The organism is Plantactinospora sp. WMMB334 (assembly GCF_049179095.1).
Taxonomy (GTDB): Bacteria; Actinomycetota; Actinomycetes; order Mycobacteriales; family Micromonosporaceae; genus Plantactinospora.
Genome location: NZ_JBMHME010000002.1, coordinates 6,454,620 through 6,477,815, shown reverse-complemented (window position 1 = coordinate 6,477,815; position 23,196 = coordinate 6,454,620). Strand labels below are relative to the sequence as shown.

Sequence of the window (23,196 nt, the reverse complement as noted above, 5' to 3'; positions counted from 1 at the left end):
AGCACCGTAGTCGCGGCGGCCGGCGGCGGGCCACCGGATAACCGTCCGTTGCCGGGTAAGGGTCCGGGTAACAGGTCCGGCCTACCGGGAGAGTCCCCGTTCCACCAGGATGCGCCGGAACTCCCGGCGGCCCGCCTCGTCGGTCGCGTCCTTCGGCAGCATCAGGAGGTGGTACGCCCGAGGCGGACGAGCCACATGTCGGGGGTCTCCTGCACGCGTCGGACGGTTGACCAGGCGACCTCGGACGACACGTCGGCGGACCGGCTGGAGAGTTTTTCCGGGGTGACCGTGACCGTTGTGGGTGAGTCGAGGAGCCAACCCTGCATCCGGACCGCCAGCCAGGGCAGGCTCAGTGCCAGCACCAGCAGGACGAGGCCGAGCACGACGAAGAGCACGCCCCGCGGATCGGCCGGGTCGAGCGCCGCGATCGTGACGCCACCCAGCATGATGATCAGGCACACCGGATGAAGAATTCCTGCGCAGAGTGTTGCTCGATTGAAACATTTATACTAGTAACGGGGTATGAGAAGTCTGGGCCCGCGCCGTACCCCCGTCAACACCGCACTGGCGTCCTGTGCCGTGCTCGGGATGCTGGCGGCGATCCTGCCCGCGATCCTGCCCGCCCCGACCGCGACGGCCGCCGCCGCTCCCGCACCGGACGGGGCTGCTGCCGCCGCCGACCCGTTCCCGGCGTACACCCGGTTCAACATCCCGGCCGAGGACGGTACCCGGGACCGGACGATCGAGGACGAGCTGGTCCGGCTCGCCGACGGCGTACCGGCCGGCAGCTACATCCGGGGCATCATGTACAGCTGGAGTTCCCCGGTGGTGGCGGAGGCGTTGCGGCGGGCGGCGGCCCGGGGCGTCGTCGTCCGGGTGGTGCTGGACGAGACCGGCGGCGGGGTGAACACCCGGGCCGACAACACGGCGGTGCCGCTGCTCAAGTCGGCGAACCTGGACGACCTGGTGATCTGCGGCAGGACCTCGTCGACGGTGGCCGGCTCGACCGCCTGCATCGGCAACAAGAGCAACTCGATCAACCACAACAAGGTCTTCACGTTCTCCACCAGCGGCACCATGAAACGGGTCGTCTTCGTCAGCTCGCAGAACCTCACCTTCAGCCAGAACAACCTCTTCAACAGCGCGCTGATCGTGCACGAGGACTACGAGCTGTACGACCACTTCACCGCGTACTTCAACGACATGCGGGCGCAGCGGAAGAACAACGACTACTTCAACGCCGCCAACGGCTACTACAAGTCGCCGACCACCGCCGTCACGGTCTACCACTCGCCCCGGGCGGACAGCGACACCCTGGCGAACCGGCTCGCCGAGGTGAACGCCTACGCCAGCGGCTGCTCGGTCGACGTGGCGCACGCCCAGTTCACCAACGCCCGCCCACGCGTCGCCGAGCAACTGCGCCGGATCGGCCGGATGGGCTGCCGGGTCCGGGTCGTCTACGGCTCGATGGGCAGCACCGCGTACGCCACCCTGAACGGGCAGCCGAACGTCTCGCTGAAGAAGTACCACGACGCCGAGGCCAGCAACTACGACGGCCGGGTGGTGACGGTGCACTCCAAGAACATCATCATCCGGGGCACCTTCGCCGGTGTGGCCGGCCGTAGCGTCGTCTTCACCGGCTCGCACAACGTCACCGACCCGGCCCTGACCGACCACGACGAGACCCTGGTGAAGATCGAGCACCCGACCGTCTGGAACGACTTCCACGACAACTTCGAGACGCTCTGGAGCCGGGCCAAGTGCGTCAACCCCGACAACGGAAGCTGCACCACCTGACCGGCGCCCGGCGGGCGTGCTGATGACGGGCTCGACCGGGGTGCGGGCCGGGCGGCGTACTCTCGGGTACGTGACGGTGAGCCGGGAGATCGACAGCATCCTGCAGCGTGGCGCGGACGGCGGGCGGATCAGCGCCGAGGAGGCGCTGCTGCTCTACACCGAGGCGCCCTTCCACGCCCTGGGTGAGGCGGCCGACGCGGTGCGCCGCCGCCGCTACCCGGACAACATCGTCACCTACCTGATCGACCGCAACATCAACTACACCAACGTCTGCGTCACCGCCTGCAAATTCTGCGCCTTCTACCGGGCGCCGAAGCACCGCGAGGGCTGGACGCACCCGACCGAGGAGATCCTGCGCCGCTGCGCCGAGGCGGTCGAGCTGGGCGCGACCCAGGTGATGCTCCAGGGCGGCCACCACCCGGACTACGGGGTGGAGTACTACGAGGAGCTCTTCTCCTCGGTCAAGCGGGCGTACCCGCAGCTCGCCATCCACTCGATCGGGCCGAGCGAGATCCTGCACATGGCGAAGGTCTCCGGCGTGAGCCTGGACGAGGCGATCAGCCGGATCAAGGCCGCCGGGCTGGACTCGATCGCCGGCGCCGGCGCCGAGATGCTGCCGGAGCGGCCGCGTAGGGCGATCGCCCCGCTGAAGGAGTCCGGCGCCCGCTGGCTGGAGGTGATGGAGCTCGCACACCGGCAGGGGATCGAGTCGACCGCGACCATGATGATGGGCACCGGGGAGACCAACGCCGAGCGGATCGAGCACATGCGGATGATCCGCGACGTGCAGGACCGTACCCGGGGCTTCCGGGCGTTCATCCCGTGGACGTACCAGTCGGAGAACAACCACCTCAAGGGCCGCACCCAGGCGACCACCCTGGAATACCTGCGGCTGATCGCGGTGGCCCGGCTCTTCTTCGAGACCGTGCCGCACCTGCAGGCGTCCTGGCTGACCACCGGCAAGGAGGCCGGCCAGCTCGCCCTGCACATGGGGGTGGACGACCTCGGCTCGATCATGCTGGAGGAGAACGTCATCTCCTCGGCCGGGGCGCGGCACCGGTCGAACCTGCACGAGCTGATCTGGATGATCCGGTCCGCCGGCCGGATCCCGGCCCAGCGGGACACCCTCTACCGGCATCTCGCGGTGCACCGGACCCCGGCGGACGACCCGACCGACGACCGGGTCGTGTCGCACTTCTCCTCGATCGCGCTGCCCGGTGGCGGCGCCGGCCGGAGCCTCCCGCTCGTCCAGGCCCGCTGAGGCGGCCGCCGTGCTGGGGCAGCCGCCCCGCTGAGGCAGCCACCCGGCCGGGGGCACGCGGGCTTTCGCGCGTCGCGGTCGCTCCAGTTACCCTCGTCCATTCGGTCAGCGCCGGGTGGGCGAGGGGGCGGTCCTGGACGCCGATCCGGCGACAATGCGCTGTCCGAGCCGGATAAATAGCCTCTGAGCAGGACATTCTTGGAAGTCGGTCGCGCTCCGGCGGTCATAACAGTTGGATCAAGGGAGCGCGGGCGGGGCCGCGGAACCGATAGCGTCGCCGGCACGTACCGCTGACCGTCGCGGACGGACCGGCCCGGCGGGCCGGGACGCGGCGCACCGGGGGTCGTCCTCTATCGGTCCATGAGGGCCGTTCACATAACGCACCGCAGCACGGGCGAGGTGGGGAGACCACCTCGCCCGTGGTGTCTGCGCCCTCGCCCGTGGTACGTGCGTCACGCCCCGGCACGGATGGCCGGGCAGGTGGCTGGCAGACTAGTCCGGCGTGACCCGTACCCCGTCCGGACGCCGGGCCAGCCTCGAGAAGCAGCCGCACGAGGTGGCGGCGATGTTCGACGAGGTGGCCTCCCGGTATGACCTGACCAACACCGTGATCTCGTTCGGCCGGGACCGGCGGTGGCGCCGGGCCACCCTGGCCGCCCTCGAACTCCGCCCCGGTGACCGGGTGCTGGACGTGGGGGCCGGCACCGGGGTCTCCACCGCCGAACTGGCCACCTCCGGGGCGTACGCGGTGGGGCTCGATCTCTCGATCGGGATGCTCCGGGCGGGCCGCCGGAGCCGGCCCGAGGTCCCGCTGCTGGCCGGCGACGCGCTCCGGCTGCCCTTTCCGGACGAGGCGTTCGACGCGGTCACCATCTCGCTGGCGCTGCGCAACGTGGTCGACACCGGGGCGGCGCTCCGGGAGATGGCCCGGGTCACCCGGCCCGGTGGCCGGCTGGTGGTCTGCGAGTTCAGCACCCCGACGAACCCGGTCTTCCGCACGGTCTACCTCTCCTACCTGATGCGGTCGCTGCCGGCGGTCGCCCGGGCCGTGGCGAGCAACCCGGACGCCTATGTCTACCTGGCCGAGTCGATCCGGGCCTGGCCGGACCAGGCGGGGCTGGCCGCGCAGATCGGCCGCTCCGGATGGCACCGGGTCGGCTGGCGCAACCTGACCGGTGGCATCGTCGCGCTGCACCGTGCGATCCGGTCCTGACACCATGCGTTCGGGGTGCTTTCGGCGGGTTTGGTCCGCGAAGGGGCATTCCACCCCGTAGGCTGCGCCCATGGCGGGGGCAGACCGGCAGGCCGACGGCGAGCAGCCGGCCGAGGAGACGCCGCCGGTCGCCGGTCCGCCGGTCGCGCGGCCCCGGGGCGACGAGCCCTCGGGGCGGGACGCGGCCGATCCGCGGGCCGAGGCCGCCGAGCTGGTCGCGCAGATCCGGGAACTGGCCGGGCCCGATCCGGAGGCGATCCGGACCGTCGTCGCCGACGTGCTGGCCGCGCTCGACCGGGTCAGCGGTGGCGCGCTGCGCGAGCAGTTGCCGTACGAGCCCGAGCGGCCGCCGGAGGAGCGGGCCGGACCTTCCGGCGGCCCTCACAACGTGACGCCCGGCGGTCCGCCTGACGCCACGCCCGGCAGCCCGCCTGACGCCACGCCCGGCAGCCCGCACGCTGTGGCGTCCGGCGGCACCCCTAACGGCAGCGCGTCGATGCCCGGCTATCCGGTCGAGCCGCATCCGACCAGCCCGAACCCGCCGGAGCCGCATCCGGCACGCCCCGGCCCGGGGCCGCCGCAGCCCGGCCGGCCCGGCCCGGCCGACCCGCACCCGGCGCCACCCGGGCCGGTCGAGCCGCATCCGGCGGAGCCGCACCCCACCGATCCGCATCCGGTACGGCCGCCGAGCGAGCCGCACCCGGCCGAGCCGGGACCGGTCACGCCGGGGCCGATCGAGCGCCGGCCGGCCCGCCGGGAGGGCGAGGATCGGACCTGATGTCGGCCCTGAGGCCGGACCGCCGGCCCGGCCTGACGGGAACCACCGGGCGGGTGATCGGCCCCGGGGACGTATCCACCACGCCTACCTCGACAAGTTAGGTTCACCTAACCAGTTGCCGGCCGCGTGGCGGTCTTAGACTCCTCCCCTGACGAGGCTTGTGAAGCATTTCACGAGCGACGGCGAGGGGAGGCGCGGATGACCACGGTCGACAACGACGCCGACGTCATCGTCGTGGGCGCCGGTCCCGGCGGATCCACCACCGCCTATCACCTGGCCCGCCACGGCGTACGTGTGCTGCTGCTGGAGAAGACCGAGTTCCCGCGGGAGAAGGTCTGCGGCGACGGGCTCACCCCGCGCGCCGTCAAGCAGCTCGTCAAGCTCGGCGTGGACACCTCGGCGGAGTCCGGCTGGCTGCGCAACCGGGGGCTGCGGGTCATCGGCGGCGGCGTACGCCTCGAACTCGACTGGCCGGACCTGGCCAGTTTCCCCAACTACGGCCTGGTCCGGACCAGGCTCGACTTCGACGACCTGCTCGCGAAGCGGGCCGTCGAGGCCGGCGCCGAGCTGCGTACCGGGGTCAACGTCACCGGACCGGTGCTCGCCGAGGACGGCCGGGTGACCGGGATCACCGCCGAGGTCGGCCCGGACAAGACCCCTGCCACCTTCGCCGCGCCGCTGGTGGTCGCCTCCGACGGCGTCTCCGGGCGGCTGCCGCTGGCGCTCGGGCTGGCCAAGCGGGAGGACCGGCCGATGGGTGTCGCGGTCCGCCGCTACTACCGCTCGCCGGTCAGGCACGAGGACGACTACCTGGAGTCGTGGCTGGAGCTGCGCAGCAAGGAGAACCCGGAGAAGCTGCTTCCCGGGTACGGCTGGATCTTCGGCATGGGTGACGGTCGGGTCAACGTCGGGCTCGGCGTGCTCAACTCCTCGGCGGCGTTCGGCAGGACCAACTACCGGCGGCTGCTGGTCGACTGGCTCTCCGGCACCCCGGCGGACTGGGGCATGACCGACGAGGCCAACGCGGACGGCCCGGTCCTCGGCGCCGCCCTGCCGATGGGCTTCAACCGGGTGCCGCACTACACCCGGGGGGTGCTGCTGGTCGGCGACTCCGGCGGCATGGTCAACCCGTTCAACGGCGAGGGCATCGCGTACGCGATGGAGTCCGGCGAACTCGCCGCCGAGATCATGGTGCAGGCGCTGGCCCGCCCGGCCGGCCCCGAGCGGGAACGCGCGCTGGCCGGCTACCCCGCCGAGCTGAAGGTCCGCTACGGCGGTTATTACCGGCTCGGCAACGTCTTCGTGAAGTTGATCGGAAATCCGCACGTGATGCGGATCGCCACCAGGCACGGCATGCCGCATCCGACCCTGATGCGGTTCGTGCTGAAGCTGATGGCGAACCTGACCGATCCGCGCGACGGCGACGCCATGGACCGGATCATCAACGGGCTGACGAAGGCGGCTCCGGCCGTGTAGGCCGCCGACGGGCCGGTCAACGGCGACCGGTGGCCCCCCGGGCGGCACCGTCCGGGCGACTGTGAATAGTGTGAATTCGGAAATCGACCGAGGCCGGGAAGGACGAGCAGGGGAAAACGATGTCGCTCTCGCCGTACGTACCCATCATCGGGCTCTTCGCCCTCGCTGCGGGGTTTGCGCTGTTCTCCGTCGCCGCGGCGCGCTTCGCCGGCCCTCGGCGCTACAACAAGGCCAAGCTCGAGGCGTACGAGTGCGGCATCGAGCCGAGCCCGCAGCCGGTCGGCGGCGGCCGGTTCCCGATCAAGTTCTACCTGACAGCGATGCTGTTCATCATCTTCGATATCGAGATCATCTTCCTGTACCCCTGGGCGGTCAACTTCGACGTGCTCGGGAGTTTCGCCTTCGTGGAGATGGTGCTGTTCATCGTCGCGGTCTTCGTCGCGTACGCCTACGTGTGGCGGCGCGGCGGCCTGGACTGGGACTGAGGGAGGTCGTCAGATGGGCATCGAGGAGAAGCTCCCGTCCGGGATCCTGCTGACCTCGGTCGAGAAGCTGGTCAACTGGTCCCGCAAGTCGTCGTTCTGGGGCGCCACCTTCGGGCTGGCCTGCTGCGCGATCGAGATGATGGCGGCCGGTGGCTCCCACTACGACCTCGGCCGGTGGGGCATGGAGGTCTTCCGGGCCTCGCCGCGCCAGGCGGACCTGATGATCGTGGCCGGCCGGGTGAGCCAGAAGATGGCCCCGGTGCTCCGGCAGATCTACGACCAGATGGCCGAGCCGCGCTGGGTGCTCTCGATGGGCGTCTGCGCCAGCAGCGGCGGCATGTTCAACAACTACGCGATCGTGCAGGGCGTCGACCACGTCGTGCCGGTCGACATGTACCTGCCCGGCTGCCCGCCCCGGCCCGAGATGCTCATCGACGCGATCCTCAAGCTGCGCGAGAAGATCGGCCACGAGCCGCTCGGCCCGAACGGCCGCAGGATGCTCGAGGCGCGCCGGGCGCGCGGTGACGTGCCACTGGTGGTGCCCGGTTCGATGCCGTCGTCGTACCGCAACGACCGGGCGCGGCGGGCCGAGTGGACCCGGGCGGTCGCCGAAGGGCGCGAGGAGCAGCTCCGGATCGAGAACTGGATGAAGGCGCAGAACCACCTCGTCGGGGGGAACGGCCGATGAGCGAGCCCAACGGGACCGGGCCCGACAAGGCGGAGCCGGCGAAGACCGGGTCCGACGCGGTCGAGCCCAACAGGACCAGCGACCGGCCGGGCGGCGGCGTGCCGGTGGCCCGGCCGCCGATCGGGGCGACCAGCGGGGCGCCGGCCGAATACCCGCCGGCCAGCCCGGCCGGGCGCGGCATGTTCGGCATCCACGGCAGTGGCGACACCTCCGGCTTCGGCGGGCTGGTCCGGCAGCGGGTCGGGGTGGTGGGCAGCCCTCGGCCGTACGGCGGCTGGTTCGACGAGGTCGCCGACGCGCTGGAGGAGGCGTACCCGGGCTTCGGCGACGCGATCGAGAAGGTCGTGGTCGACCGGGGCGAGCTGACCCTGCACGTCCGGCCCGAGCGGATCGCCGAGGTCTGCCAGGTGCTCCGGGACGACCAGGCGCTCCGCTTCGAGCTCTGCTCCTCGGTCTCCGGCGTCGACTACCTCGGCACCGACACCCGCCGGCTGCACGTCGTCTACCAGCTCACCTCGATGACCTACCGCCGGCAGCTCCGGCTGGAGGTCGCGGTGACCGCCGAGGAGCCGAGGGTGCCGAGCGTCACCTCGGTCTACCCCACCGCCGACTGGCAGGAGCGGGAGACGTACGACATGTTCGGCGTCGTCTTCGACGGCCACCCCGGTCTGACCCGGATCCTGATGCCGGACGACTGGGAGGGCCACCCGCAGCGCAAGGACTACCCGCTCGGCGGCGTGCCGGTCGAATACAAGGGCGCCGAGATCCCACCGCCCGACCAGCGGAGGTCGTACCAATGACTTCGACGAACCCGAGCTACGCCGAGTCCCGGGAGACCACCGAGGGCCGGGTCTTCACCGTCACCGGTGGCGACTGGGACCAGGTGGTCGGCGGGCACGACCCGATCAACGACGAGCGGATCATCGTCAACATGGGTCCGCAGCACCCGTCCACGCACGGCGTGCTCCGGCTGATCCTGGAGCTGGAGGGCGAGACCGTCCGGGAGGCCCGGGCGGTCGTCGGCTACCTGCACACCGGGATCGAGAAGAACCTCGAATACCGCAACTGGGTGCAGGGCAGCACCTTCGTCACCCGGATGGATTATCTGGCGCCGCTGTTCAACGAGACCGCCTACAGCCTGGCGGTGGAGAAGCTGCTCGGCATCACCGACGAGGTGACCGAGCGGGCCACCACGATCCGGGTGCTGATGATGGAGCTGAACCGGATCTCCTCGCACCTGGTCTGGATCGCCACCACGGCGATGGAGCTGGGCGCGGTCAACGTGATGCTCTACGGCTTCCGCGAGCGCGAGTACGTGCTGGAGATCTTCGAGCTCGTCACCGGCCTGCGGATGAACATGGCGTACGTCCGGCCGGGCGGGGTCGCCCAGGACGTCCCGGACGAGGCGATCGTCAAGATCCGCGAGTTCCTGGAGCTGCTGCCGAAGCGGCTCAAGGAATACGAGGACATGCTCTCCGGCCAGCCGATCTGGTTGGAGCGGACCCGGGACGTCGGCGTGCTGGACGTGACCGGCTGCGTCGCGCTCGGCGTCACCGGCCCGGTGCTCCGCTCGGCCGGGCTCGCCTGGGACATCCGCAAGACCATGCCGTACTGCGGATACGAGAACTACGAGTTCGACGTGCCGACCACCGAGAGTGCCGACGTCTGGGGCCGCTACCTGGTCCGGATGGCCGAGATGCGGGAGTCGCTCAAGATTATCGAGCAGGCTCTCGACAAGCTCCGGCCCGGCCCGATCATGGTGGCCGACAAGAAGATCGCCTGGCCCGCGCAGCTCGCCATCGGCGTCGACGGGATGGGCAACTCGCTGGAGCACGTCGCCACGATCATGGGTCAGTCGATGGAGTCGCTGATCCACCACTTCAAGCTGGTCACCGAGGGCTTCCGGGTGCCCGCGGGCCAGGTCTACGTCGGCATCGAGTCGCCCCGCGGCGAGCTGGGCGTGCACGCCGTCTCCGACGGAGGCACCCGGCCGTACCGGGTGCACTACCGCGAGCCCAGCTTCGTCAACCTCCAGGCGCTGCCGGCGATGGCCGAGGGTGGCCTGATCGCGGACGTGATCGCGGGCGGCGCGTCGCTGGACCCGGTGATGGGTGGGTGTGATCGCTAATGACCGAGACTCAGTTTGGCAATTCGGCGGCCCGGCTCGACGGCCTGGTGACCGGCCCCGGCGAGGTGCCGGCACCGCGTGGCGGCGAGCCGCGCAGCGCCGAGCTGCACGCGAAGCTCGACGAGCGGGCGCGGGAGATCGTCGCCCGCTACCCGGCCGACCGGTCCCGCTCGGCACTGCTGCCGCTGCTGCACCTGGTGCAGTCCGAGGAGGGGTACGTCTCCCCGGCCGGCGTCGAATTCTGCGCCGACGTGCTCGGGCTCAACAAGGCCCAGGTCGGCGCGGTCGCCACCTTCTACACGATGTACAAGCGGCGGCCCACCGGCGACTGGCTGGTCAGCGTCTGCACCAACACCATGTGCAACGTGCTCGGCGGGCAGGAGGTCTACGACGCCCTCACCGAGCACCTCGGGGTCGGGCACGACGAGACCACCGCCGACGGCACGATCACCCTTGAGCACGCCGAGTGCCTCGCGGCCTGCGACTACGGCCCGGTGATGACCGTCAACTACGACTTCTTCGACAAGGTCGACCCGGACGCCGCCGTCGCGGTCGTCGACGAGCTGCGCGCGGGCGGCCGTCCGCAGCCCAGCCGCGGCGCCCGGCTCTGCACGCTCAAGGAGATGTCGCGGCAGCTCGCCGGCTACGCCGACCCGCGCGCCGAGGCGGTGGCCGACGGGCTGGCCGGCGACCCGACGCTGGCCGGGCTGCGGCTGGCCCAGCAGCACGGCATCTCGGTGGCCGGCTACGACCCGAACACCCCGATCAAGGGCAGCCAGACCGGCGACAAGCCGGCCCCGGCGACCACCCGACCGGCCGCCGCCACCGGCAGCACCGCGCCGGATCCGAAGGCACCGGACGACAAGTCGCCACAGATCCGCACCGCCGAGACCCGCAACCCGGACGCGAAGACCGCCGTCCCGGACGCGCCCGGCACGACGCCGCCGGTCGACGGCGTGCCGGCCGGGCCCTCCGACGCGAGGGCCGCCGAGCAGGCCGGCGCCGCCGCCAACACGCCGGCCGGCGACGCCAAGCCGGCCGGCGACGGGGGTACGGACGCCCAGGAGCGCTCGCTGCGCTCGGCGGCGGGCGGAGAGGAGGCTGCGAGCGCGAGGAGTGAGCTTGCGAGCCCCGCAGTCGCGAGCGAAGAGGAGGCTGCGAGCGCGAGGAGTGAGCTTGCGAGCCCCGCAGTCGCGAGCGAAGAGGAGGCTGCGAGCGCGAGGAGTGAGCTTGCGAGCCCCGCAGTCGCGAGCGAAGAGGAGGCTCAGAAGTGACCACGACGCCTCGGCGGGAGACGCTGGAGAAGCTGACCCCGGTGCTCACCAAGCGCTGGCTATCGCCGGACGCCTGGCGGCTCGATGTCTACGAGCGGCTCGACGGCTACGCGGCGCTGCGCAAGGCGCTCGCCGCCCACCCGGACGACCTGATCCAGCTCGTCAAGGACTCCGGCCTGCGCGGCCGGGGCGGCGCCGGCTTCCCGACCGGGCTCAAGTGGGGCTTCATCCCGCAGGAGCCAGACGGAAAGCCGCCGGCGAAACCTCACTATCTGGTGGTCAACGCCGACGAGGGCGAGCCGGGCACCTGCAAGGACCTGCCGCTGATGACCCACGACCCGCACTCGCTGGTCGAGGGCGTGATCATCGCCTCCTACGCGATCCGGGCCAACCGCGCCTACATCTACATCCGGGGCGAGGCGGTGCACGCGGCACGTCGGCTGCGCAACGCGGTGCAGGAGGCGTACCGGGCCGGCTACCTCGGCGAGAACATCCTCGGCACCGGCTTCGACCTGGACCTGGTGGTGCACAGCGGAGCCGGGGCGTACATCTGCGGCGAGGAGACGGCGCTGCTGGACTCGCTGGAGGGGTTCCGGGGCCAGCCCCGGCTCCGCCCGCCCTTCCCGGCCACCCACGGCCTCTACGCCTGCCCGACCGTGGTCAACAACGTCGGCACCATCGCCAGTGTGCCGTACATCGTGCTGGGCGGGGCCGCCTGGTGGAAGAGCATGGGCACCGAGAAGTCCTCCGGGCCGATGATCTATTCCCTCTCCGGCCGGATCAACAACCCCGGGCAGTACGAGGCCGGGCTCGGCATCACGCTGCGCGAGCTGATCGAGCTGGCCGGCGGCATGCAGCCGGGCCACGAGCTGCGGTTCTGGACCCCGGGCGGTTCCTCGACCCCGCTGCTCACCGCCGAGCACCTGGACGTGCCGCTGGACTTCGAGGGGGTGGCGGCGGCCGGGTCGATCCTCGGCACCACCGCGACCCAGATCTTCTCCGACCAGGACTGCCCGGTCTACGCCACCTTCCGGTGGCTGGAGTTCTATCACCACGAGTCGTGCGGAAAGTGCACGCCGTGCCGGGAGGGCAACTACTGGATGGTCCGCACCTACCGGCGGATCCTCGCCGGGCAGGGCACCCACGAGGACCTGGACACCCTGCTGGACACCTGCGACAACATCCTCGGCCGCTCCTTCTGCGGCCTCGGTGACGGCGCGACCAGCCCGGTGACCTCCTCGTTGCAGTACTTCAAGCAGGACTACCTCGACTACATCGAGGGCCGGACGGCTCCCAAGCTGTCGGAGAAGACCCTGGTAGGAGCCCACTGACATGACAGATGTGGCGAAGCAGACCGAGACTGTCACGCTCACGATCGACGGCATCGAGGTGACGGCGCCGAAGGGTGCGCTGCTGATCCGGGTCGCCGAGCAGCTCGGCATCGAGATCCCCCGGTTCTGCGACCACCCGCTGCTCGCCCCGGCCGGCGCCTGCCGGCAGTGCCTCGTCGACGTGGAGGGGCAGCGCAAGCCGGTCGCCTCCTGCACCCAGACCGTCGCCGACGGCATGGTGGTCCGTACCCAGCTCACCTCCCCGGTCGCCAAGAAGGCGCAGGAGGGGATCATGGAGCTGCTTCTGGTCAACCACCCGCTCGACTGCCCGATGTGCGACAAGGGCGGCGAGTGCCCGCTGCAGAACCAGGCGATGTCGACCGGTCGCGCCGAGACCCGCTTCCACGAGCAGAAGCGCGAGTACCCGAAGCCGATCAACATCTCCAGCCAGGTGCTGCTGGACCGGGAACGCTGCGTACTCTGCCAGCGCTGCACCCGCTTCTCCGAGGAGATCGCCGGGGACAAGTTCATCGACCTGATGGGCCGGTCCAGCGCCGAGGAGATCAACGTCTACCGGGACGAGTACTACGGCGAGGAGGGTGAGGAGGGCGACGTCCCGTTCAACTCCTACTTCTCCGGCAACACCGTGCAGATCTGCCCGGTCGGCGCGCTGACCGGTGCCCAGTACCGCTTCCGGGCCCGCCCCTTCGACCTGGTCTCCACGCCGAGCGTCTGCGAGCACTGCTCGGCCGGCTGCGCCCAGCGCACCGACCACCGGCGCGGCAGGGTGATGCGCCGGCTGGCCGGCGACGACCCGGCGGTGAACGAGGAGTGGAACTGCGACAAGGGCCGGTGGGGCTTCCAGTACGCCACCGCCACCGAGCGGATCACCACGCCGCTGGTCCGGGACGCGAAAACCGGTGAGCTGCGCGAGGCGTCCTGGAGCGAGGCGTTCGCCGTCGCCGCCGACGGGCTGCGCGAGGCCCGGGACTCGGCCCGTGGCGTCGGGGTGCTGACCGGCGGCCGGCTCACCGTCGAGGACGCGTACGCGTACGCCAAGTTCGCCCGGGTGGCGCTGCAGAGCAACGACATCGACTTCCGGGCCCGGCCCCTCTCGGCCGAGGAGGCCCAGTTCCTGGCCAGCTCGGTGGCGGGGATCACCGAGGTGACCTACGCCGACGTCGAGCGGGCGCCGACCGTGGTGGTCGCCGGGCTGGAGCCGGAGGAGGAGTGCCCGATCCTCTTCCTGCGGCTGCGCAAGGCGTACAACAAGCGCGGGCTGAAGGTGCTGGCGCTGGCCCCGTACGTGACCCGGGGGCTTGCCAAGATCGGCGCGACGGTGCTGACCGCCGCCCCCGGCGACGAGGCCCGGCTGCTGGCCGGGCACGCCTCGGTCGCCGAGGCGCTGCGCCAGCCCGGCGCGGTGCTGCTGGTCGGCGAGCGGCTGGCGACGGTGCCGGGCGGGCTCTCCGCCGCCGCCGAGCTGGCCGAGCGTACCGGCGCCAGGCTGGCCTGGGTGCCGCGACGGGCCGGGGACCGGGGCGCGGTCGACGCCGGCTGCCTGCCGAACCTGCTGCCCGGCGGGCGTCCGGTCACCGACGCGGCCGGTCGGGCCGAGCTGGGTGGTGTCTGGGACCTGGCTGCCGGGGTCATCCCGAGCCAGCCGGGCCGGGACACCGACGGGATCCTCGCGGCGGCCGCCGGGGGTTCGCTCGGCGCGCTGGTGGTGGCCGGGGTCGACCCGGCCGACCTGGCCGACCCGAGGCTGGCCGGCGAGGCGCTGGAGAAGGTGCCCTTCCTGGTCAGCCTGGAGCTGCGGCACAGCGCGGTGACCCGTCGCGCCGACGTGGTCTTCCCGGTCGCCCCGGCGGTGGAGAAGGCCGGCAGCTTCCTCGACTGGGAGGGCCGGCTGCGCACCTTCGACGCGGTGCTGAACACCCCCGCGATGACCGACGCCCGGGTGCTGGACGCGATCGCCGCGCAGCTCGACGTGCGGCTCGGCACCGGCGACGTGAACACCGTCCGCCGCGAGCTGGGCGCGCTGCCGGCGACCGCGGCCAACCGTGCCGCCGCCCCGGCCGTCGCGCCGGCCGACCCGGTCCGGCCCGGTCCGGGCGAGGCGGTGCTCGCCACCTGGCACCAGCTCATCGACGACGGCACCCTGACCGAGGGCGACCCGCTGCTCCGCGGCACCGCCCGGCCGCCGGTGGTGCGGCTCGGCAAGGGTGCCGCCGAGGCGCTGGGGGTGGCCGAGGGCGAGGCGGTGACCGTCGGCACCGACCGGGGTGCCCTGACCCTGCCGGCGGCGATCACCGAGCTGCCCGACGACGTGGTCTGGCTGCCCACCAACTCGCCCGGTGCGAGCGTCCGGCGCAGCCTCGGCGTCACGTCCGGCGCGATCGTCCGGCTCACCGTCGGCCCGGCCATCCCGGTCGCCGCCGACGAGGCCGGCCGGCCGGGACCGCTGTTGAACAGCGCTGGAGGGGGTACCCGATGACGTTCGCCTACCTTGCCCAGGATCCGACGCTGGCGGACTTCGGCAAGGATCCGTGGTGGCTCGTCCTGATCAAGATCGTGGGCGCGTTCGTCGTCGCGGTCCTCGCCACCCTGCTGGGCGTCTGGTTCGAGCGCCGGGTGGTGGCCCGGATGGCCCAGCGGCCCGGCCTGAACCAGATCGGCCCGTTCGGTCTGCTGCAGACCCTCGCCGACGGACTCAAGATGGCCTTCAAGGAGGACATCCTGCCGAAGTCGGCCGACAAGGTCGTCTACTTCTTCGCGCCGACCATCTCGGTGATCAGCGCCGTCACCGCGCTCTCGGTGGTGCCGTTCGGCCCGATGGTGAGCATCTTCGGCGAGCGGACCCCGCTCCAGGTCACCGACGTCCCGGTGGCCGTACTCGTGCTGCTGGCCTGCTCCTCGATGGGCGTCTACGGCATCGTGCTCGGCGGCTGGGCCTCCGGCTCGACCTACCCGCTCCTCGGCGGCCTGCGCTCCAGCGCCCAGATGATCTCCTACGAGGTGGCGCTCGGCCTGAGCATCGTCGCGGTCTTCATGACCGCCGGCACGATGTCGACGAGCGGCATCGTCGCCGCCCAGGGCGAGGGCACCCGGTTCAACCTCTTCGGCCTGGTCGACCTGCCCGCACCGGGCTGGTACGCGATCCTGCTGCTGCCGAGCTTCGTCATCTTCTTCATCTCCACGGTCGGTGAGACCAACCGGGCGCCGTTCGACCTGCCCGAGGCGGAGTCGGAGCTGGTCGCCGGCTTCATGACGGAATACAGCTCGCTCAAGTTCGCGCTCTTCATGCTCAGCGAGTACGTCGCCATGGTGACGATGTCGGCGGTCACCACGACGCTCTTCCTCGGCGGCTGGCGGGCGCCCTGGCCGATCACGATCTGGGAGGGTGCCAACTCCGGCTGGTGGCCGCTGCTCTGGTTCATGGGCAAGGTGATCGGCCTGGTCTTCATCTTCATCTGGCTGCGCGGCACGCTGCCCCGGCTCCGCTACGACCAGTTCATGCGGCTCGGCTGGAAGGTGCTGCTGCCGATCAACCTGGTCTGGATCATGGTCCTGGCCGGCATCCGCACCCTCCAGAAGGAGGACGTGCCGGACTCCTACCGCTACACGATCATCGCGGGCGCGGTGCTGGTCGTCCTGCTGCTGACGCTGCTCTGGCCGAGCAGGAAGCGGCCGCCGCAGCGGACCCTCCAGGAAAAGGTCAACCGGCGACCGTCCGGCAGCTTCCCGCTGCCACCGATGGACCTGGCGGTGCCGCCGAGCCCCCGGATGAGGCGGACGGTCGCCGAGCGGGAACCGGCAAACGTGGGCGCCGGACAACCGGCCGGAGCCGGACAGCCGGGCGGGACCGGCGCCGGTCACGACGAGAAGGAGGTGTGACGTGGGCGCGATCACCGGATCGTTCAAGGGTTTCGGGGTCACCTTCTCGCACATGTTCAGGAAGGTCGTCACCACCGACTACCCGTTCAAGCCGCCGGTCTCCGCGCCGCGCTACCACGGGCGGCACATCCTCAACCGGCACCCGGACGGGCTGGAGAAGTGCATCGGCTGCGAGCTCTGCGCCTGGGCCTGCCCCGCCGACGCGATCTACGTCGAGGGTGGCGACAACACCGAGGACCAGCGCTTCTCCCCGGGTGAGCGGTACGCCAGCACGTACCAGATCAACTACGCCCGGTGCATCTTCTGCGGGCTCTGCATCGAGGCCTGCCCGACCCGTTCGCTCACCATGAGCAACGAGTACGAGCTGGCCCGGGACAACCGGCAGGACCTGATCTTCACCAAGGAACAGTTGCTGGCGCCGCTGCTGCCCGGCATGGAGCAGCCGCCGCACCCGATGCGGCTCGGCGACACCGAGAAGGACTACTACGTCGGCGCGCTGACCAACCCCGGCACCTCGGCCGGCGCCGAGCGGGCGCCCTGGTCCGAGACCGGCACGGTGGACGGCTCCGGTACGACGGGAGAGACGGCGTCATGACCGGAGAAGCGGTGCTCGCCGCCGCCGGTGGGGTGACCGGCGGGGAACAGGTGGTCTTCTGGGTCCTGGCCCCGCTGGCGCTGCTCGGCGCGATCGGTACGGTCTGGGCCCGCAACGCGGTGCACTCCGCGCTCTGGCTGGTGCTGACGATGCTCTGCCTGGGCGTCTTCTACGTCGTCCAGGCGGGGCCGTTCATCGGCCTGGTGCAGATCATCGTCTACACCGGCGCGATCATGATGCTCTTCCTCTTCGTGCTGATGCTTGTCGGCCGGGACGCCTCCGACTCGCTGATCGAGACGCTGCGCGGCCAGCGGATCGCCGCGATCCTGCTCGGCCTCGGCTTCGGCGCGCTGCTCGCCACCGGGCTGTGGCGGGCGCTCGGCCAGGCCGACGCGGTCGGCCTGGAGCAGGCCAACGCGAACGGCAACGTGCAGGGCATCGCCGCGCTCCTCTTCACCAGGTACGTCTTCGCCTTCGAGATCACCTCGGCGCTGTTGATCACGGCGGCGGTCGGCGCGATGGTGCTGGCCCACGTGGAGCGCCGCCGGCAGGACCGGATGGACCAGGTCGCCACGATGCGGGCCCGGTTCCGGCCCGGCAACTACCCGGGACCGAAGCCCGGCCCCGGCGTCTACGCCACCTCCTCCTCGGTCGCCACCCCGGCCCGACTGCCGGACGGCGGGCTGACCGAGCGGAGCGTGCCGCAGATCCTGCCGCAGCGGGAGCTGACGGCGGAGGAGACGGCGCTGAAGGGGACGGAGCGATAAGCATGTCGAACTTCTTCTCGGTGTCGCCGAACCACTACCTGATCCTCGCCTGCCTGCTCTTCACGGTCGGCGCGGTCGGGGTGCTGATCCGGCGCAACGCGATCGTCCTCTTCATGTGCATCGAGCTGATGCTCAACGCGGCCAACCTCGCGCTTGTCACGTTCAGCCGGATCAACGGCGACCTGAACGGTCAGATCATGGCGTTCTTCGTCATGGTGGTGGCCGCCGCCGAGGTCGTGGTCGGGCTGGCCATCATCATGACGATCTTCCGGACTCGACGCTCGGCGAGCGTCGACGACGCCAACCTGCTGAAGTACTAAGAGGGGCCCACCAGTGGAACATTCTGTGGAGTACGCCCACGCCACGGGGTTGCTGGGCAGCGTGTGGCTGCTGGTGGCGATCCCGCTGGTCAGCGCGGCGATCCTCCTGCTGCTCGGCCGGCGGGCCGACCGGTGGGGGCACTGGCTCGGCGTGGCCAGCGTCGGCGCCGCCTTCGTGCTCGGCCTGAGCTACTTCTTCTCGCTGCGCAACCTGGAGAACCGCTCGGTCGAGCTGAGCCTCTGGGACTTCATCGCCGTCGGCGACCTGCACGTCGACTTCGGGCTCCTCTTCGACCCGCTCGCCGCGGTATTCGTCCTGCTGATCACCGGCGTGGGCTTCCTGATCCACGTGTACGCGGTCGGTTACATGGCGCACGACGCCGGCCGGCGGAAGTTCTTCGGGTTCTTCAACCTCTTCGTCGCGGCGATGCTGCTGCTGGTGCTCGGCAACAACTACGTGATGCTCTACGTCGGCTGGGAGGGCGTCGGCCTGGCGTCGTACCTGCTGATCTCCTTCTGGCAGGACCGGCCGAGCGCGGCCACCGCCGGCAAGAAGGCGTTCCTGATGAACCGGGTCGGCGACGCCGGCCTGGCCATCGCGATCTTCATCATGTTCGCCACCCTCGGCACCACCCGGTACGCCGACGTCTTCAACGGTGCCGAGGCGCTGGCCGGCGGCACGGTGCTGGCGCTCGGCCTGCTCCTGCTGCTCGGCGCGGCCGGCAAGTCCGGCCAGTTCCCGCTCCAGGCGTGGCTGCCGGACGCGATGGAGGGCCCGACCCCGGTCTCCGCGCTGATCCACGCCGCCACCATGGTGACCGCGGGCGTCTACCTGATCGCCCGCTCCAACCCGATCTTCTCGCTCGACCCGACCCTCCAGACGGTCGTGGTCAGCGTCGGCGCGCTCACCCTGCTGATGGGCTGCGTCATCGGCGCGGCCAAGGACGACATCAAGCGGGTCCTCGCCTGGTCGACGGTGAGCCAGATCGGCTACATGTTCCTCGGCGTCGGGCTCGGCGGCGGTGCGTACGCGCTGGCCATCATCCACCTGCTGGCGCACGGCTTCTTCAAGGCCAACATGTTCCTCGGGGCCGGCTCGGTGATGCACGGCATGAACGACCAGGTGGACATCCGCCGGTTCGGCGCGCTGTCGCGGTACATGCGGATCACCTGGGCCACCTTCGGGCTCGGCTGGCTGGCGATCATCGGCATGTGGCCCTTCTCCGGCTTCTTCACCAAGGAGCCGATCATCGTCGCCGCCTTCGAGCGGGAGGACTGGACCGCCTGGCTCTACGGCGGCGCGGCGCTGCTCGGCGCCGGGCTGACCGCCTTCTACATGACCCGGCTCTTCGTGCTCACCTTCCACGGTCCGAAGCGGTGGACCGAGGACATCGCGCACCCGCACGAGTCGCCGCCGATCATGACCGTGCCGCTGATCCTGCTCGGCCTCGGCTCGGTGGTGGCCGGCGGCCTGATGGCCAGCCCGGTCGCCGACTGGCTGAACCCGGTGCTCGGCGGGCATGCCGAGGGCGTGCCGCACGAGCCGGTGCTCTCGCACACCGTGATCACGATCCTCTCGCTCGGGTTGACCGTGCTCGGCGCGGCCCTGGCCTGGCTGCTGTTCCGCAACGGCACCGCCCTACAGGAGCAGCCGGCCGGCCCGGTGGTCCGGGCGGCCCGGCGCAACCTCTACACCGACGCGTTCAACGAGGCGGTCTTCGAGAAGCCCGGGGTCTTCCTCACCCGGGCCCTCGTCTACCTCGACAGCCGGGGCATCGACGGGCTGGTCAACGCGCTCGCCGCCGGGGTCGGCGGTGGGTCGGGCCGGTTGCGGCGGCTCCAGACCGGCTTCGTCCGGTCGTACGCGATGTCCATGCTGACCGGCGCCGTGCTGGTGGTGGCGGCGTTCCTGGCGGTCCAACTGGGGTGGTTGGCGTGACCGACCGACACCGATCGGGCACTGACGACGGAGGTAAGGCCGAATAATGTCCGACTTCCCCTTCCTCTCGGTGCTCACCGTCGCGCCGCTGGTCGGCGCGCTCGTGGTGATCTTCCTCCCGGCGAGCCGGGGCGAGCTGGCCAAGCGGATCGCGCTGGGCTGGTCGCTCGGCGTGCTGGTGCTCAGCGTCTTCATGTGGATCGCCTTCGAGGCCGGTGGCGACCGGCTCCAGCTCCGCGAGTCGTACGCCTGGATCCCGCGCTGGGGGGTGAACTTCACCTTCGCCGCCGACGGCATCGCGCTGGTCATGCTGATGCTGATCGCGCTGCTGGTGCCGCTGGTGATCCTCGCCTCCTGGCACGACGCCGAGCGGTCGAAGCGCTCGGTCCCGGTCTACTTCGGGCTGCTGCTCTTCCTCGAGTGCACGATGATCGGCGTCTTCGCCGCCGCCGACGTCTTCCTCTTCTACGTCTTCTTCGAGGTCATGCTCGTCCCGATGTACTTCCTGATCGGCAGCTACGGCGGCCACCAGCGGCAGTACGCGGCGGTGAAGTTCTTCCTCTACTCGCTGGTCGGCGGCCTCTTCATGCTGGCCGCCGTGATCGGGCTCTGGGTGGTCGGCGGCAAGACCTTCGACTGGCAGGCACTGACCCAGATCGACATCTCCACCGGCACCGAGCGCTGGCTCTTCCTCGGCTTCTTCCTCGCCTTCGCGATCAAGGCGCCGTTCTTCCCGTTCCACACCTGGCTGCCGGACGCCGGTGGGGCGGCCCCGGCCGGCGCCGCCGCGCTGCTGGTCGGCGTGCTGGACAAGGTCGGCACCTTCGGCATCCTCCGCTACTGCCTGCCGCTCTTCCCCGAGGCGTCGAAGTGGTTCGCGCCGTGGGCGATCGCGCTGGCGCTGGTCGGCATCATCTACGCGGCGCTGCTGGCCGTCGGGCAGAACGACCTCAAGCGGCTCGTCTCCTACACCTCGATCGCGCACTTCGGCTTCATCGGGGTCGGCATCTTCGCCTTCACCACCCAGGCCGGCAGCGGCGCCGTGCTCTACATGGTCAACCACGGGCTCGCCACCGGTCTGCTCTTCCTGGTCGTCGGGATGCTTGTCGCGCGGCGCGGCTCCGCGCTGATCACCGACTTCGGCGGTGCCGGCAAGCTGGTGCCGCTGCTGGCCGGGGTGCTCTTCTTCGCCGGTCTCGCCTCGCTGGCGCTGCCCGGCACGGCGCCGTTCGTCTCCGAGTTCCTGGTGCTGATCGGGACGTACACGGTGAACAAGCCGGTCGCGATCGTCGCCACCGCCGGCATCATCCTGGCCGCCGCGTACGTGCTCTGGATGGTGCAGCGGACCACCCAGGGCACCCTGAACCCGGCGCTGTCCGGGGTCGAGGGGATGCGGCGCGACCTGTCGGTGCGGGAAAAGGTCGTGGTCGCCCCGCTGATCGCCCTGCTGCTGGTCTTCGGCTTCTATCCGAAGCCGCTCACCGACGTCATCAACCCCGCCGTGCAGGCCACCATGGAGCAGGACCTCGGCACGCAGGATCCGGCGCCGACGGTGGGCACCGTCCAGGAGGCACACCGGTGAGCCGGCTGCCAGTCGCGCACGTAAGGAAGGTCCGATAGTGGAGCTCGAGCTACCGCCGATCGACTACGCGGCTCTGGCGCCGATCCTGGTGCTCTTCGGGGCCTCCTGCCTCGGCGTCCTGGTCGAGGCGATCCTGCCCCGGGCGCGCCGGCACCTGACCCAGCTCATCCTCGGCCTGTTGGCCGTGACCGGCGCCCTGGTCGCGGTGGTGCTGAACGCGAACGACCGGCTGACCACCGCCGGCGACGCGGTCGCGGTCGACGGCCCGACGCTCTTCCTCCAGGGCGCGATCCTGGTGCTCGGCGGGATGGGGCTGATGCTGATCGGCGAGCGCTCGGTGCAGCGCGGCGGCGCCTTCGTGGCGCACGCGGCGGTCACCGTCGGGTCGCCGGAGGACCAGCGGCAGGCCGCCGACGAGGGCGGGGCGACCGAGGTCTACCCGCTGACCCTCTTCGCCATCTCCGGCATGCTGCTCTTCGTCGCCGCGAACGACCTGCTGACGATGTTCATCGCCCTGGAGGTCTTCTCGCTGCCGCTCTACCTGCTCTGCGCGCTGGCCCGCCGCCGGCGGCTGCTGAGCCAGGAGGCCGCCCTCAAGTACTTCCTGCTCGGCGCGTACGCCTCGGCGTTCTTCCTCTTCGGCATGGCGCTGATCTACGGCTTCACGGTCGGCGCCGGTGGCACCGGCTCCGGCGGCGGGGTCGGCTTCGCCACCATCCGGACCGCGGTCACCGACTCGGCCGCCAGCGAGGTGCTGCTCTTCGCCGGCCTGGCGCTGCTCTCCATCGGCCTGCTGTTCAAGATCGCCGCTGCGCCGTTCCACGTCTGGACCCCGGACGTCTACCAGGGCGCGCCGACCCCGATCACCGGCTTCATGGCCGCCTGCACCAAGGTCGCCGCGTTCGGCGGTCTGCTCCGGGTGCTGCACGTGGCCTTCTCCGGAGCGAGCTGGGACTTCACCCCGGTGCTCGGTGCGGTCGCGGTGCTGACCATGGTGGTCGGGGCGATCCTGGCGGTCACCCAGACGGACATCAAGCGGCTGCTGGCGTACTCGTCGGTGGCGAACGCCGGCTACCTGCTGGTCGGCGCCCTGGCGCTCTCCAGGGACGGCCTCTCCAGCACGATGTTCTACCTCGTCGCGTACGGCTTCACGGTGCTCGCCGCGTTCGGCGTGGTGACCCTGGTCCGGGACGCGGAGGGGGAGGCGACGCACCTGTCCCGGTGGGCCGGCCTGGGCCGGCGCTCGCCGCTCTACGCGGGCCTCTTCACCTTCCTGCTGCTGGCCTTCGCCGGCATCCCGATGACCAGCGGCTTCACCAGCAAGTTCGCGGTCTTCGGGGCGGCCCTGGACGCCGGGCAGGTCTGGCTGGTGATCGCGGGCGTGCTGACCAGCATGATCCTCGCCTTCCCGTACCTGCGGGTCGTGGTGCTGATGTGGCTCTCCGAGCCGGGTGAGTCCACCCCGACGGTGTCGCTGCCGGGTGGGCTGACCGCGGCGGCGCTGATGATCGGTGTCATCGCCACGCTGGTGCTCGGGGTGGCCCCGGCGCCGCTGCTGGATCTCGCCAACGGCGCCGCCGAATTCGTCCGATGATCGGGCTCCCGCTGGCCCGGACCGGGGCCGACCGCCCCCCACCAGGGGTTGGCCGGCGGGTGTGGCATGGT

General features: G+C 71.0%; 20 protein-coding genes. 19 read left to right on the top strand and 1 reads right to left on the bottom strand.

The genetic code is table 11. From position 1 onward, the window contains the following. Positions 1 to 161: 161 nt before the first annotated feature. Positions 162 to 461, bottom strand: a complete 300-nt coding sequence (locus ACN27G_RS27970) for a YcxB family protein (protein ID WP_421495710.1) — start codon at positions 459 to 461, stop codon at positions 162 to 164. Between the two features lie 61 nt (positions 462 to 522). Here ACN27G_RS27970 and ACN27G_RS27965 point away from each other — a divergent pair, with 61 nt between their 5' ends. The 19 genes from ACN27G_RS27965 to nuoN all read left to right on the top strand — a co-directional run bounded on the left by ACN27G_RS27965 (position 523) and on the right by nuoN (position 23,125). Further along, positions 523 to 1,797: a phospholipase D-like domain-containing protein gene (locus ACN27G_RS27965; protein ID WP_421495709.1), complete on the top strand. Its 1,275-nt coding sequence runs from the start codon at positions 523 to 525 to the stop codon at positions 1,795 to 1,797. Between the two features lie 70 nt (positions 1,798 to 1,867). Next, entirely contained in the window at positions 1,868 to 3,058 is a 1,191-nt protein-coding gene (gene mqnC, locus ACN27G_RS27960; RefSeq protein WP_421497484.1) for a cyclic dehypoxanthinyl futalosine synthase, read from the top strand. Positions 3,059 to 3,560: 502 nt separating this feature from the next. Further along, positions 3,561 to 4,271 carry a demethylmenaquinone methyltransferase gene (locus tag ACN27G_RS27955; protein WP_421495708.1) on the top strand — a complete coding sequence of 237 codons (711 nt, stop codon included), beginning with the start codon at positions 3,561 to 3,563 and terminating at the stop codon, positions 4,269 to 4,271. Between the two features lie 70 nt (positions 4,272 to 4,341). After that, positions 4,342 to 5,049, top strand: a complete 708-nt coding sequence (locus tag ACN27G_RS27950) for a hypothetical protein (protein ID WP_421495707.1) — start codon at positions 4,342 to 4,344, stop codon at positions 5,047 to 5,049. Positions 5,050 to 5,247: 198 nt separating this feature from the next. Next, entirely contained in the window at positions 5,248 to 6,525 is a 1,278-nt protein-coding gene (locus ACN27G_RS27945) for a geranylgeranyl reductase family protein (RefSeq protein ID WP_421495706.1), read from the top strand. 119 nt (positions 6,526 to 6,644) lie between these two features. Further along, positions 6,645 to 7,010, top strand: coding sequence for an NADH-quinone oxidoreductase subunit A (locus ACN27G_RS27940; protein WP_421495705.1), 366 nt, complete (start codon positions 6,645 to 6,647; stop codon positions 7,008 to 7,010). A 13-nt stretch (positions 7,011 to 7,023) separates the two neighbouring features. After that, on the top strand, positions 7,024 to 7,698 hold the full coding sequence (locus tag ACN27G_RS27935) for a NuoB/complex I 20 kDa subunit family protein (RefSeq protein ID WP_421495704.1): 675 nt from the start codon (positions 7,024 to 7,026) through the stop codon (positions 7,696 to 7,698). Continuing rightward, positions 7,695 to 8,498, top strand: a complete 804-nt coding sequence (locus ACN27G_RS27930; protein WP_421495703.1) for an NADH-quinone oxidoreductase subunit C — start codon at positions 7,695 to 7,697, stop codon at positions 8,496 to 8,498. Before ACN27G_RS27935 ends, ACN27G_RS27930 begins: the two co-directional genes overlap by 4 nt. Further along, positions 8,495 to 9,826 carry an NADH-quinone oxidoreductase subunit D gene (locus tag ACN27G_RS27925; RefSeq protein WP_421495702.1) on the top strand — a complete coding sequence of 444 codons (1,332 nt, stop codon included), beginning with the start codon at positions 8,495 to 8,497 and terminating at the stop codon, positions 9,824 to 9,826. Before ACN27G_RS27930 ends, ACN27G_RS27925 begins: the two co-directional genes overlap by 4 nt. Before the next feature lie 104 nt (positions 9,827 to 9,930). Beyond that, positions 9,931 to 11,100, top strand: a complete 1,170-nt coding sequence (nuoE, locus tag ACN27G_RS27920) for an NADH-quinone oxidoreductase subunit NuoE (RefSeq protein ID WP_421497483.1) — start codon at positions 9,931 to 9,933, stop codon at positions 11,098 to 11,100. Beyond that, the gene (nuoF, locus tag ACN27G_RS27915) at positions 11,097 to 12,431 is read left to right on the top strand and encodes an NADH-quinone oxidoreductase subunit NuoF (protein WP_421495701.1); all 1,335 of its coding nucleotides are present in this window, start codon (positions 11,097 to 11,099) and stop codon (positions 12,429 to 12,431) included. The genes nuoE and nuoF overlap by 4 nt, the downstream gene beginning before the upstream one ends. 1 nt (position 12,432) lies before the next feature. Continuing rightward, positions 12,433 to 14,928, top strand: a complete 2,496-nt coding sequence (locus tag ACN27G_RS27910; RefSeq protein ID WP_421495700.1) for an NADH-quinone oxidoreductase subunit G — start codon at positions 12,433 to 12,435, stop codon at positions 14,926 to 14,928. Beyond that, positions 14,925 to 16,328: an NADH-quinone oxidoreductase subunit NuoH gene (nuoH, locus tag ACN27G_RS27905; RefSeq protein ID WP_421495699.1), complete on the top strand. Its 1,404-nt coding sequence runs from the start codon at positions 14,925 to 14,927 to the stop codon at positions 16,326 to 16,328. The genes ACN27G_RS27910 and nuoH overlap by 4 nt, the downstream gene beginning before the upstream one ends. A gap of 1 nt (position 16,329) precedes the next feature. Beyond that, a complete protein-coding gene (gene nuoI, locus ACN27G_RS27900; protein WP_421495698.1) occupies positions 16,330 to 16,923 on the top strand; it encodes an NADH-quinone oxidoreductase subunit NuoI in 594 nt (197 codons plus the stop codon). Beyond that, complete coding sequence (locus ACN27G_RS27895; RefSeq protein WP_421495697.1) at positions 16,920 to 17,690, top strand: NADH-quinone oxidoreductase subunit J; 771 nt, start codon at positions 16,920 to 16,922, stop codon at positions 17,688 to 17,690. Before nuoI ends, ACN27G_RS27895 begins: the two co-directional genes overlap by 4 nt. Positions 17,691 to 17,692: 2 nt before the next feature. After that, on the top strand, positions 17,693 to 18,010 hold the full coding sequence (nuoK, locus tag ACN27G_RS27890) for an NADH-quinone oxidoreductase subunit NuoK (RefSeq protein WP_203869377.1): 318 nt from the start codon (positions 17,693 to 17,695) through the stop codon (positions 18,008 to 18,010). Positions 18,011 to 18,023: 13 nt separating this feature from the next. Then, positions 18,024 to 19,949, top strand: coding sequence for an NADH-quinone oxidoreductase subunit L (nuoL, locus tag ACN27G_RS27885; RefSeq protein WP_421495696.1), 1,926 nt, complete (start codon positions 18,024 to 18,026; stop codon positions 19,947 to 19,949). A 46-nt stretch (positions 19,950 to 19,995) separates the two neighbouring features. Beyond that, positions 19,996 to 21,531 carry an NADH-quinone oxidoreductase subunit M gene (locus ACN27G_RS27880; protein ID WP_421495695.1) on the top strand — a complete coding sequence of 512 codons (1,536 nt, stop codon included), beginning with the start codon at positions 19,996 to 19,998 and terminating at the stop codon, positions 21,529 to 21,531. A gap of 34 nt (positions 21,532 to 21,565) precedes the next feature. Further along, complete coding sequence (nuoN, locus tag ACN27G_RS27875; protein WP_421497482.1) at positions 21,566 to 23,125, top strand: NADH-quinone oxidoreductase subunit NuoN; 1,560 nt, start codon at positions 21,566 to 21,568, stop codon at positions 23,123 to 23,125. Positions 23,126 to 23,196: the final 71 nt, after the last annotated feature.